Below are 11,066 nucleotides of genomic sequence, written 5' to 3' on the forward strand. Positions count from 1 at the left end.
TCGAAAGGAATAGCGCCGTGTCGCTCGGCCACCGCCAGGACCTGGTCGGCCGGAACGAACAAGAACTCGGCCTCAGGGTCAATGAACTTTTTGATGAGCCAGGGGCAGGCCACCCGGTCCACCTTAACGTTCTCGCGCGTGATCCACTTCATGATGTTTGACCTCCAGTGAGTTATGGAAGCAGTTTTTTATCGGCGCCTTTCTCGGTATGCGTGAGCACGCCTGCCGCGGCGAAGGCCGCGTAAACAGGTAGCACGCGCCCATGGCATCCAAGAGATCCACGATGAGGACCTTGCGGACGGGTTCGTCCACCTCTTGAGTTCTAACCACTTCGCCACGCGCGCTATCCCGTTGACCGATGCCATTCCGTCTTATCCCTTTACACCGGCCGATTCCGCCGTCCCGTCAGTACCCGAGGCGAGGAGTCCCCGGCGAACCTGGTCGAAGTGGGCGCGGATTTCCTCCACCGACCCCTGGCGGACGATGGCGCCCGCGCGCATCACCACGATCCGCTGGGCGATGGCGAACGCCTCGTCCAGATTGTGGGTGACGTAGAGCAGGGTGAATCCGAGTGCTTCCTGGAGCGCCAGAATCTCGCGGCGCAGTTCGAGGGCCAGTTCAAAGTCCAGGCTGGACAGGGGTTCGTCCATGAGCAGCAGGCGGGGTTGGGTGACGAGGGCACGGGCCAGGGCGACACGCTGCTGCTCGCCGCCCGAAAGTTCGCCGGGGCGCGCGTCCGGCCGCGATTCCAGGCGCACCAACCGCAGGGTTTCCCGGATGCGCCGTTCCCGCTCCGCCCTGGCAACGCCCTGCGCCTTCAGGCCGAATTCCAGATTCCCGCGCACCGTGAGATGCGGCCACAGGGCCAGGTCCTGAAACACCATGCCGAGACCCCGCTGTTCGGGTTCCAGGTCAAGGCGGCCGGCTTCCGCCGCGACCGCCCCGTCCAGCAGTACGGCGCCCCGCTCGGGCACGCGGAAACCGGCGGCGAGGCGCAGCACCGTGGTCTTGCCGCAGCCGGAAGGGCCGAGCAGCACGACCCGCTCGCCGGCTTCCACGTCCAGGGAAAAATCCCGCACCGCCGGCTTGCCCCGATAGGACGCCCAAACCTGCCGGAACTCGACGGCGCTCATGGCGAGTGCGCCTCTCTGCGAAGGCCAAGTCCAGTCAGGATGAGCGGCGGCAGTGCCGCGGCCACCAACAAGGCGCACAGCGCCGCCACCAACCCGAACGGGCTGTTGGCCATCACGGTGAAGATGCGCACCGGCAGGGTGTCCCCGCCGGGCGGGTACACCAGCAGGGCGAGTCCGGTATCGCGCAGGCAAAAGAGGTAAGCGACCAGCCAGGCGGTCAGGAGTCCTCGCCGGCTCAGGGGCAGCGCGATGAACAGGATCCGCCGCCACCAGCCAGCCCCGGCCACGGCCGCCGCCTGCTCCAGGGACGGCGGGAGGCGCGCCAGAGCGCTGTGGGCGATGCCCCCGGACAATGCTCCATACTGGATGAGATACCCCAACAGCAGGAGACCCGGCGAGGCGTAGAAGCCGGCAGTCGCAGGTTGGTTCCACAGTCCGATCAGGCCGATGCCTACAACTGAGCTGGGCAGGATCAGGAGCAGCAGGGCGGCGAATTCGGTGAGGCCTGCGCCGCGCGTCCGCTCGCGCCACAAAAGCCCCAGAAAAAATCCGAAGGCCGTCAAAAGGCTCGCCCCGAGCGCAGCGTACAACAGGCTGCGCCCGAGGGCATCGCCCGCCCGACGCCACGCGTCGCCGAAGTCCGCCGGGGCGGCTTGAAGCAGTAGTGCGCCGAGCGGCAACACCACGAGCATCAAAAGCAGACTGGATACGCCGACCGTCCATAGCCATTTGCAAGCGCCCAGGCGGATGGAAAGCGAGGTTCCCGCCGGCCGAAGATCGGGTGCCGCGAAGCGCCGCGAGCGCCATTCCGCCGCCAGCGGCAAGCCCACGACCAGCGCCAGCGGAGCCGCTGCCGCGATGGCCGCGTCGAAATCGTAGAAGGCCGCGAACTGGGTCAGGATTTCCACCGGGTACACGTCATAGCGCAGGAACATGGGCACGGTGAGTTCGCCCAGGACCAGCAGAAACACCAGGACAGCGCCGAATAGAACGCCCGGCCCAACGGCCGGCAGGGTGATGCGGCCAAGCACTTTCGGCCAGGCGGCGTACAGCCTCGCAGCCTCCTCCAGGCGGGGATTGACGCTATGGAGGAGGGTCGCCGTGAGTAGCACGATCAGGGGCAGAAACACCGTGGCCAGCGTTACGGCACAGCCCGGCAGTCCGAACAGCCATTCTGAGAGAGTTCCGGCCACTGAAGCGGGCAGCAGGCGGGCGAGCCAACCCTCCCGCCCCAGCAGGGCGAACCAGCCGAGCGCGAGGAAATAGGGCGGGAGCAGCAGGGGCAGGATGAACCCCGCGGCGAACAGGCGCCGCCCCGGCAGATCGGTCTTGCCGAGCAGCAGGCCGAGCGGCACGCCGAGTCCCAGCGCGCCCAGGGTGGCCAGTCCCGCGAGCAGCACGCTCCGACCGAAGAGCCGAGGCAGGCGGGGCGATGCCCACAGGTCCCGATAGCGATCCAGGCCGAACATTCCGTCCACGGTGAGACTCGATGCGAACATGACCACGAGCGGCGCCAATCCCAGCCCCAGAAACAAGGTTGCCGCAAGGGTCAGGGTGAGGCGTCTCGAACCCATGGAACCGGTGGTTTAATGCCTGACGGCAATACCTTCAGGCATTTTGGAGAAGGGAATGGTCTTCACCGCCTCGTCCCGCTTGGCGTCGATCACCCCCTGAACCGGGTCGAAAGGCGGCGGTGCTTCCGCGCGGGCCGGCAACATGGCGCACATCAGGAAAAGGAAAGTTCCTAGCGTAATCCTCGGAAAGACGATGCGGTTCATAACAGCACTCCCGCCTGGGCCAACCAGGGTTTGAGGAAGGTGAACAAGAAACCGACCAGGCCGCAGACGCCGATGACCGGGATGACGCCGACCCGGCAACGGAACAGGATCAGCAGCGCACCCAGGCCTACCAGAGCCGAAACGCCATCGAAGCGCCCAGAGAAGCCCTGCGGCCAAAATACGTGGTAGGCGAAAAACACAGCGAGGTTGAGGATGACACCCACCACGGCGGCGGTAATGCCGGTCAGGGGCGCGGTGAACTTGAGATTGCCGTGGGTGGTTTCGACCAGGGGGCCGCCCGCCAGGATGAACAGGAAACTGGGCAGGAAGGTGAACCAGGTCACCACGGCCGCGGCTGCGGTGCCTGCCAGAAAAAGCTGATCCGGTCCGAACAGTTGCTTGGCCCAGCCGGCGACGAAACCGACGAAGGTCACCACCATGATGAGCGGCCCCGGCGTCGTTTCGCCCAAGGCCAGGCCGTCGATCATTTGATGCGGAGCGAGCCAGTGGAAATGCTCGACCGCGCCCTGATAGACGTAGGGCAGCACCGCGTAGGCACCGCCGAAGGTGAGCAGGGCCGCCTTGGTGAAGAACCAGCCCATCTGCGTGAGCGCGCCGTGCCAACCATACTGCGCGTATAGGAAGCCGATCGCGCCACTCCATAGGATCAGGCCCGCTAGAATGATCTTGAGCAAGCTGGCCCAGGTGAAGCGGGCATGGGCGGGAACCGGCGTATCGTCGTCGATCAGCGCCGGACCGTAGCTTTGCTTGGCCGCACCATGGCCTCCGACCACAAATTTGCCGGGTGCAAACTTGCCGCCGATGCCGCCCAGAATCGCCGCCACCAGCACGATCAAGGGAAACGGCGCTTTGAAAGCAAAAATGGCCACGAACGCCGAGGCTGCCATGGCCCACAGCACCCAATTTTTCAGCGCCCGCGAGCCGATGCGCCAGGCTGCGAACAAAACGATGGCGGTCACCGCCGGCTTGATGCCGTACAGCACGCCGGCCACGGCGGGCACCTGGCCGAACGCCAGGTAAATCAAGCCCAGTCCGATCAAGATCAAGAGCGAAGGCAACACGAACAGCCCTCCCGCGATGATCCCGCCCCAGGTGCGGTGCATCAGCCAGCCGATATAGGTCGCCAGTTGCTGCGCCTCCGGCCCCGGCAGGAGCATGCAGTAGTTGAGTGCGTGCAGGAAGCGTTTCTCGCTGATCCAGCGGCGCCGTTCGACCAATTCCGAATGCATGATGGCGATCTGGCCGGCAGGGCCGCCGAAACTGATGAAGCCGAGCTTGAGCCAGAACAGGAAGGCGGCCCAAAAACCTACGGCGACCGGGCGAACATTGTTCTTAGTGGGTGCGGTGACGTGGGAAGTTTCGCTCATGGCGCGGAATCCTTTTCAAATGCGGCCAGTAGCCCGTCAAACAGAACGCTGGCGGCCGTGAACAGTTGATCGTCATTGGCGCTGGTTTCACGCAGGCCCGCCAATACGCGCTCAATGCCTTGGGCCTCCGGAGGTTGGATGCCGCCGACGTCGAGGAAGTGCACGATGCCGGCGAGTCGCGCGAGCGGTGGCGACTCCAGGCCGAATCCGGCCAGGAGGGTCTCGAAGGTCACCTTGCCGCCCACATGGGAAAAGGCGGCACCGTCGAAGTCGAACCCCAACGCGTCCTCCGGGCAGTCGGCGGGTGAAGCCAACCAGAGAATGCGGGCGTCCGGGTCGATGAAGCGGCGAATCAGCCAGGCGCTCGCGAGTCGATCCACCCAGGGGCGGGCACGAGTCGCCCACACGCGGCCGCGATAGTCGGCAATATCCAAGCGTGGGATCGCACCGGCCGCCGCATGCGGTTCGTCGGGGGACAGGCAGCGGCTGACCGAACTTTCCAGCTCCTGCAATGCGGCATCGGCTTGTTTCTGGGCTTCCCCCGGGACGAAGTCGATGGCGGCCAATTGTCCAAATGTCCTGCGGAGCTTTCTGGCTTGTTTCAGTGTCGCCGGCGCGGTTTCGCTCGTCAGCCGGGCGCGGCACTGGGCAATCTCCACCAGCAATTCGCCGAATTCGGATGAACGATCAAATAGCCTCGAAAAACCGTCTTCACCTTTTCCTTCAGTCTTCAGCAAATAGGCCGTGCCGCCGTTCTCACGGAGATCGTCGGCGACCTCGGCCAGAATCTCTCGACAGCCGTCCCGTTCGGGCAGCAAATAGACGCCATCCCGGAGCACCGCGGCGCCCGAGGCTTTGAGCGCTCGCCAGGCCCGCATTCGGGCCGTGGCGTTCTCCGTCGGCAGAGTCAGTATGAGCAAAAGCCAAGACATGTGTAGCATTCTCTACAGTAATGTAGATTATGCTACTCATTAAGCTGAAGGGCTTCAAGTTGCGTAAACGCCTTTTAAAACAGGTTTCTCAGCAATAAGACCAAGCCATAGCACACGCTGGTAGCTATCGCCGCGAGGCCGAGTGCCAGCCAGAAATTCAGCGACCGTTCCAGCAGCAGGGGCAAGATCCAAAAGAAGGCCAGTGAAGGTATCACCAGCCAGACGATTTGCCGCGAAAGCTCAGTTATCAGTTCGGTGTCCCCGGTGTCGACATAGAGCCAGATGAAGGCCAGAATCGATGTGATCGGCAGTGATGCGATGAGGGCGGCAACCAGGCTGCTACGTTTCGCCGTTTCGGAAATTACTGCGATCAACAGCGCGGATATCAACACTTTGAGGTACATGGCCGTTTGTGTTATTTGCTTGCCGGCTTGCAGCGGAGGTTGGTACGCCAAGATCGTACCCATTTTCTCGTTATGGTTTGCGCTTACGCTCGTAGGTGTTCATACCGACTCGTCTGCATTCAAGTCCTTCTGAATCTTTCAGAATAAATCAGACGTCTCGGAGCGGGCGTGCTTTATTCATGCCTATCAATAGACCGTAGCGCATTCGAAGTCGTTGGCCCAATCACCATGGGAATATGAAAGGGGACGCATGTCATGAGAATAGGCTCTGCTCTCTCCGAACATACGAGGGCTTACACTGAGCGGACTTTCAGGGCGAGTCTGCTCATGCTATCCGTGGTAATCGACCGCTCGGAGTTCAGTCCATCTACCGTACGCTTAACAGGCAGACCTCGCCCTCTGCCGAACCGACGGCCAGCATGTTGCCCTGAGGACTCCAGGCCAGCCGGGTCAGCGGATTTTTCAGGATACAAAGATCCTTCATTATGCCTTCGGGGATATTCCACAGGATCAACATTCCATCCTGCCCGACCGTGGCGAGAACATCCCGCTTCGGATGAAACCCGAGGTCGGCGATGCGGTCGATGTGGCGGCTGAGCACAAAGGGCTCCCGATTGGCCGGACCCGGTCCCGAGAAATTCCACAGCACCGCCTCACGGTCCGCGCCGCTGGCCAGATATCGGGATGAGGCATCCCAGTCCAATAGGCTGATCTTGCCGGGATAGCCCGACATGCCGACGTTCTTGGCGGTCTTTACATTCCAAACCAACAGGCTGGCATCCTGGCAGCCGGCAGCGAGGTGTTCGTCGTTCGGCGAAAGGCTCAGGGAGAGAAACGAGCCTTTCCACTGGAAATGCTTTTTCGCTTGCACGGCGTCTATCCGCCACAGCTTGACCCCGCCGTAACACGCGGTGGCCAATCGGCGTCCGTCGCGCAGCCAGGCCAAGCCCGTCACCGTGCTGGCATGATCGCCGTAGACTCGACACAATTCGCCGTCATTCTTCCACAGCTTCACGAACTTGCCGGCCGCCGAGGCGAGGAGATCGCCGCGCGGCGACCAGGCCACGTGTTCCACCCAGCCGCTGCCGCCATCCAGTACCATGGCCTCTGCACCGGTACCGGCATCCCACACCCGCGCCTTGCCGTCCTGTCCGCCGCTGGCGAGCCAACGTCCGTCGCAGGACCAGTCCAGCGCCAGCGTTCCCAGGCCGTGACCGGGCAGTTCATGAACGACCCCTCCGGTTTCTCCCACGAGCAGCAGGATCGGACCGCCGGCCGATGCCGCTGCCAGCGTAGATCCATCAGGCGACCAGGCCAGAGCGGTGATGTAATCGTCGCCCACGACCCGCCATTGCGGCTCGATCAGCTCGAACGGTGCTTTCTCATTCAAGCCAGACATTGCCGAAATCCCTCGTTCAAAGCGTGCCGGTCCAGATTGCGGCCGATGAACACCAGCTGGTTGCGGCGCGGCTCGTCGCCCCAGGGTTTATCGGCCTGCATGTTGAACAGCATATGCACGGCATGGAACACCAGCTTCTTTTCCATGCCTTTCAGGCTGACGATGCCTTTGGTGCGGAAGATATCCGCCCCTTTTTCCCGGAGCAGCTCGCCGATCCAGTTGTTGAAGCGGCTGTAGTCCAGATCGCCGGGCTCGCTGATGCCCACCGACGTCACGTCATCGTCATGTGTGTGCCCGGCCTCCCATTCACGGGTCATCACCGGTTCGACCCCTCGATCCCCGCGCAGGAAGGTCATGCCGAACTCATCGGGATGATGCTGGGTGAAGCAGGCGTAATGCCCGTCCCGCTCGACCGAAACCCGAATTTGCTTTATGCCGCCGGCGCTCAGATCCAGCTCGTGCAGGCATTCCTCCGTTAGGCCGGCATCGGGCGCGAGCCGCTTGGGAGGGTCCGAGAACAACCGGACCATGCGCTCTTGCAGACCCATGAGGCAACTGTCGCTGGCATCGGCCACCGGCAGCCAAATCAAGCGGATGGCGGGATCGGGGCCGTCTTGGATAATCCAGCGGTAATCCCCGGCGGCGAGATGGAACAGCCCGGCCCATTCGAAGGGATATTCCGGATCCAGGAAACCGGGCTTGACCGTCAGCGCCCGATCGAGGTCGAACCCGCCGACGTCCAGTACCTCGGCCAGATCCACCTGGCCGTTCACCGTACGATGGATTCGGGCCATGGCATTCATGCCCCGCACCCGCTTTTCCAGGGCGGCCAGCTCCGGTTCCGAGACCAGGTCGGCCTTGTTGAGGAGAATCACGTCGGCGAAGGCGATTTGTTCCTTGATCTCCTCGCTGTCTTCGATATGCAAGTGCACATGTTTGGCGTCCACCACGGTGATCACGCCGTCCAGCCGGAGCTGCGAGGCGATTTCCTCGTCGACGAAGAAGGTCTGGGCCACCGGAGCGGGGTCGGCGATCCCCGTGGTCTCGATCAGGATGGCGTCGAACTTGTCGCGCCTCCGCATCAGATTGCCGAGGATGCGGATCAGGTCGCCCCGGACCGTACAACAGATACAACCATTATTCATCTCGAAAATTTCTTCATCGGCATCGATGACCAGGGCATTGTCGATGCCGATTTCGCCGAACTCGTTTTCGATCACGGCGATGCGTTTGCCGTGGTTTTCGCTCAGGATTCGGTTCAAGAGGGTCGTTTTGCCTGCACCCAGGAAACCTGTCAGCACGGTGACGGGGATGCGGTTCGAAGTGATGGCGGTCATGTCATGGCTCCGTTTTGTTGGGGAGATGAGTGGTGTAGATCGCGATCGATCCGCGCATAGGCAGAATGGTTGTGGATGGATTCGAAGTTCTCCGCTTCGACCGTGTAGGCCAGGATGCGGGGCTCCGCGTCCATCCGGGCGGCCACGTCGCGCACCATGTCCTCGACGAACTTGGGATGGTCGTAGGCGTATTCGGTGACATACTTCTCGTCGGGACGCTTGAGCAGTCCGAAGATCGGGGAGGAGGCTTCGGCCTCCACCCACTCGATCAATTCTTCGATCCACACGAAATCAGCGGTCGTCACGGTCACGGTGACGTGAGAGCGCTGATTGTGGGCGCCCCGTTCGGCAATCGTCTTGGAACAGGGACAGAGGCTGGTGACCGGCACCGCGACCCGGATTCGGGTCGTGACTTCGCCTTCGGCGATTTCGCCGACCAGGGCCACTTCGTAGTCCATCAAGCTGCGCACGCCGGTGACCGGCGCCGCCTTTTCGACGAAATACGGAAACCGCATTTCGATGTAGCCGGACTGGGCTTCCAGTCGCCGAATCATCTCGGCCAGCATGTCGCCGAAGGACTCCACGCCGATTTCGCGTTCGTAACCGTTGAGTATCTCCACGAAGCGGGACATGTGGGTGCCCTTGAAGCCGTGGGGCAGGTTCACGTACATGTCGAAGCGGGCGATGGTGTGCTGCTCGCCCTGGCTGAGGTCCCGGACCCGCACCGGATGCAGGATGTCCTTGATCCCGACCCTGTCGATGGCGATGCGGCGGGAGTCGGCCCGGCCCTGCACGTCTTCGATGCCGATCGGAGCGCTCATCGATCCTCCTCCGTATAGCGGACGCACGACGTGTCGGTTTCCCACAAGGTCACGGCGCTGACCCGGGCGAATTCCCCGTCGATCCGTTCGGCGAGCCGGCGGTAAAACCAGCCGGCCAGGTTCTCCGCCGTCGGATTGATCCGGTCGAACGGCTCGATCTCGTTGAGATAGCGGTGGTCCAGGCTGTCGGCAAGCGTTCGGGCTTCCGCCTTGATGGTCTTGAAATCCAGGGCGATGCCCAGCGCGTCCAGGATGCGCGCGGAGACCTCCACCTCCAGCTTCCAGTTATGCCCGTGCAGGCGGCGGCAATCGCCGGGATAATCGCGGAGCGAGTGCGCGGACGAGAACTGGACCTGCACGCGAAGCCTATAAAGGCTGCGTTTGCCTGAGGCGGCCGCGGCGAGGGACGAGTCGTTGCTATGGATGTCCATGGGTTGCGATAGGATCGTTAGTCAATGCAGGCGGATCGCATCCGGAACCGCGATGCCACCCACGGCCGCCATCAGTTCCTCGGCGAGTTCGTGAACGGCGCCTGCGGCGATGAAGACCAGGCGTCCGAGCCCGTCGTCGGATGCTCGGGCCGGCAAGGGAACCGGCGGATACAACCGGCCCGTCGCGGCTTGCACGATGACGGGCTCGGACCGGTCGGACAGGCGAACCACTCCCTTCACCCGCACCAGACGGGAACGATGCTGGGCCAAAAGGTCTTCCAGCACGGTTTGCAGGCGCGGCCAGGGAATCGGCGCGCTCAGGTAGAGGGACACGCTGCGGAAACCGTGATCGGGCAACTCCTGGCCCTGTGGCAGTCGGCGATTATCGGGAGCCACCGGCGCCAGAACGGTTTCCGGATCGATGACTCCCTGTACTGCGACCAGCCTGGGCGTGGCCGGCGCGAGTTCGTCCAGCCGGACAGCCAAGCGCACCATCTCCTCCGCGTTTGCCTGATCGGTGTGGGTGAGCACCAGGACATCCGCCCAAGCCACCTGGGCGCGGGCTTCGGGAAAACGGCCCAATTGTTCCTCGGCTGCCGGTACCGACACCATCGCGATCACCGCTTGCAGATGGTAGCGGGATGCCAGCCAGCGGTCCCGCAGCAGCGTGTCCAGAACGGGTTCGGGGCTGGCGACGCCGCTCGCCTCGATGACGATCCGGTCGAACCGCGGCGAGCGGGGATTCTCCCAGGCCAGCCGGAGGTTTTTGAGCACCGGCGCCAAGGCGCCCCGCATCTGGCAGCACAAACAACCGCCGGACAGGGTCATGAGCGGGATGTCCTGACGCTCGATCAGGGCCTGGTCCACCGGGGTGGAGCCGAACTCGTTGATCAGCACCGCCGTACGCGGTCCCTGATCCAGCAAACGATTCAGCAGCGTGGTCTTGCCGCTGCCGAGAAAGCCCGTCAGAACGATGACGGGAAGCGGGGTTTTGGGGCTTAGCGACATGTTTGCACCGGTGCTGGCCGGTTCGAAACGGGAACCGCCCGAAAACGTTCCGCATCCTTGAGGGCGAAGTCCACGTCGTTCACTTTGAAGTGATCGAGGGACAGGCTGTGGAAGCGGTCGAAATGAACTTTGACGGATCGCTCGATGCGGCGGTCGTATCCGGGTTGAATCACCTGCGCCGTCCCGTGGACGCGCTCGACCACTTCGCCGTCCCGCACCACCACGCGCCCGTTTTTCAACACCAGCGCGGCGTCGGCGAACATGGCGCGCCGGTCGGGTTGCGGCCGATAAACGGCGATGTCGGCGACGGCGCCGGGGGCGAGATGGCCGCGGTCGCCAAGACCCAGCAAACGTGCCGGGGCGGCGCGGGTCATGATCGCGATTTCAGGGAGCGAAAACTCCCGCTTCAGCTCCGGCAAGAGGGTCAGCGCCAAG

13 protein-coding genes are annotated in these 11,066 nt (G+C 63.2%); all 13 read right to left on the minus strand.

Annotation, left to right across the window (positions count from 1 at the left end; translation table 11 throughout):
• Window positions 1-152: chromate resistance protein ChrB domain-containing protein (locus ABJK70_RS13255; RefSeq protein ID WP_347258209.1), on the minus strand; the 152-nt coding region annotated here is incomplete at its 3' end.
• Window positions 153-371: 219 nt separating this feature from the next.
• Complete coding sequence (locus ABJK70_RS13260) at window positions 372-1,211, minus strand: ABC transporter ATP-binding protein (RefSeq protein WP_240502648.1); 840 nt, start codon at window positions 1,209-1,211, stop codon at window positions 372-374.
• Entirely contained in the window at window positions 1,130-2,707 is a 1,578-nt protein-coding gene (locus ABJK70_RS13265) for an ABC transporter permease subunit (protein WP_077732425.1), read from the minus strand. Before ABJK70_RS13265 ends, ABJK70_RS13260 begins: the two co-directional genes overlap by 82 nt.
• A 12-nt stretch (window positions 2,708-2,719) precedes the next feature.
• A complete protein-coding gene (locus ABJK70_RS13270) occupies window positions 2,720-2,911 on the minus strand; it encodes a hypothetical protein (protein ID WP_077732426.1) in 192 nt (63 codons plus the stop codon).
• Window positions 2,908-4,299: a chromate efflux transporter gene (gene chrA / locus ABJK70_RS13275; protein ID WP_156879701.1), complete on the minus strand. Its 1,392-nt coding sequence runs from the start codon at window positions 4,297-4,299 to the stop codon at window positions 2,908-2,910. The genes ABJK70_RS13270 and chrA overlap by 4 nt, the downstream gene beginning before the upstream one ends.
• Window positions 4,296-5,231: a chromate resistance protein ChrB domain-containing protein gene (locus ABJK70_RS13280; protein ID WP_156879700.1), complete on the minus strand. Its 936-nt coding sequence runs from the start codon at window positions 5,229-5,231 to the stop codon at window positions 4,296-4,298. Before ABJK70_RS13280 ends, chrA begins: the two co-directional genes overlap by 4 nt.
• Window positions 5,232-5,305: 74 nt before the next feature.
• Window positions 5,306-5,698 (minus strand): DUF3147 family protein, encoded by a 393-nt coding sequence (locus ABJK70_RS13285; RefSeq protein ID WP_240502649.1) that lies wholly within the window; start codon window positions 5,696-5,698, stop codon window positions 5,306-5,308.
• Window positions 5,699-6,002: 304 nt separating this feature from the next.
• Entirely contained in the window at window positions 6,003-7,034 is a 1,032-nt protein-coding gene (locus ABJK70_RS13290; protein ID WP_156879699.1) for a WD40 repeat domain-containing protein, read from the minus strand.
• Window positions 7,022-8,371, minus strand: coding sequence for a GTP-binding protein (locus ABJK70_RS13295; protein WP_077732430.1), 1,350 nt, complete (start codon window positions 8,369-8,371; stop codon window positions 7,022-7,024). The genes ABJK70_RS13290 and ABJK70_RS13295 overlap by 13 nt, the downstream gene beginning before the upstream one ends.
• Entirely contained in the window at window positions 8,368-9,192 is an 825-nt protein-coding gene (gene folE2, locus ABJK70_RS13300) for a GTP cyclohydrolase FolE2 (protein ID WP_077732431.1), read from the minus strand. Before folE2 ends, ABJK70_RS13295 begins: the two co-directional genes overlap by 4 nt.
• Complete coding sequence (gene queD, locus ABJK70_RS13305; protein WP_077732432.1) at window positions 9,189-9,623, minus strand: 6-carboxytetrahydropterin synthase QueD; 435 nt, start codon at window positions 9,621-9,623, stop codon at window positions 9,189-9,191. The genes folE2 and queD overlap by 4 nt, the downstream gene beginning before the upstream one ends.
• 21 nt (window positions 9,624-9,644) lie before the next feature.
• Window positions 9,645-10,631, minus strand: coding sequence for a GTP-binding protein (locus tag ABJK70_RS13310; protein ID WP_347258207.1), 987 nt, complete (start codon window positions 10,629-10,631; stop codon window positions 9,645-9,647).
• Window positions 10,622-11,066: amidohydrolase family protein (locus ABJK70_RS13315; RefSeq protein ID WP_347258208.1), on the minus strand; the 445-nt coding region annotated here is incomplete at its 5' end. The genes ABJK70_RS13310 and ABJK70_RS13315, both read right to left, overlap by 10 nt.

The organism is Methylocaldum sp. (genome assembly GCF_039794385.1).
Lineage (GTDB): Bacteria > Pseudomonadota > Gammaproteobacteria > Methylococcales > Methylococcaceae > Methylocaldum.

What these genes read in the sequence shown, in the direction of transcription:
- ABJK70_RS13310 (WP_347258207.1), bottom strand. Translation starts at nt 10,631, where the DNA reads ATGTCGCTAAGCCCCAAAACCCCGCTTCCCGTCATCGTTCTGACGGGC.
- ABJK70_RS13280 (WP_156879700.1), bottom strand. Translation starts at nt 5,231, where the DNA reads ATGTCTTGGCTTTTGCTCATACTGACTCTGCCGACGGAGAACGCCACG.
- folE2 (WP_077732431.1), bottom strand. Translation starts at nt 9,192, where the DNA reads ATGAGCGCTCCGATCGGCATCGAAGACGTGCAGGGCCGGGCCGACTCC.
- ABJK70_RS13285 (WP_240502649.1), bottom strand. Translation starts at nt 5,698, where the DNA reads ATGGGTACGATCTTGGCGTACCAACCTCCGCTGCAAGCCGGCAAGCAA.
- ABJK70_RS13295 (WP_077732430.1), bottom strand. Translation starts at nt 8,371, where the DNA reads ATGACCGCCATCACTTCGAACCGCATCCCCGTCACCGTGCTGACAGGT.
- ABJK70_RS13270 (WP_077732426.1), bottom strand. Translation starts at nt 2,911, where the DNA reads ATGAACCGCATCGTCTTTCCGAGGATTACGCTAGGAACTTTCCTTTTC.
- chrA (WP_156879701.1), bottom strand. Translation starts at nt 4,299, where the DNA reads ATGAGCGAAACTTCCCACGTCACCGCACCCACTAAGAACAATGTTCGC.
- ABJK70_RS13290 (WP_156879699.1), bottom strand. Translation starts at nt 7,034, where the DNA reads ATGTCTGGCTTGAATGAGAAAGCACCGTTCGAGCTGATCGAGCCGCAA.
- ABJK70_RS13265 (WP_077732425.1), bottom strand. Translation starts at nt 2,707, where the DNA reads ATGGGTTCGAGACGCCTCACCCTGACCCTTGCGGCAACCTTGTTTCTG.
- queD (WP_077732432.1), bottom strand. Translation starts at nt 9,623, where the DNA reads ATGGACATCCATAGCAACGACTCGTCCCTCGCCGCGGCCGCCTCAGGC.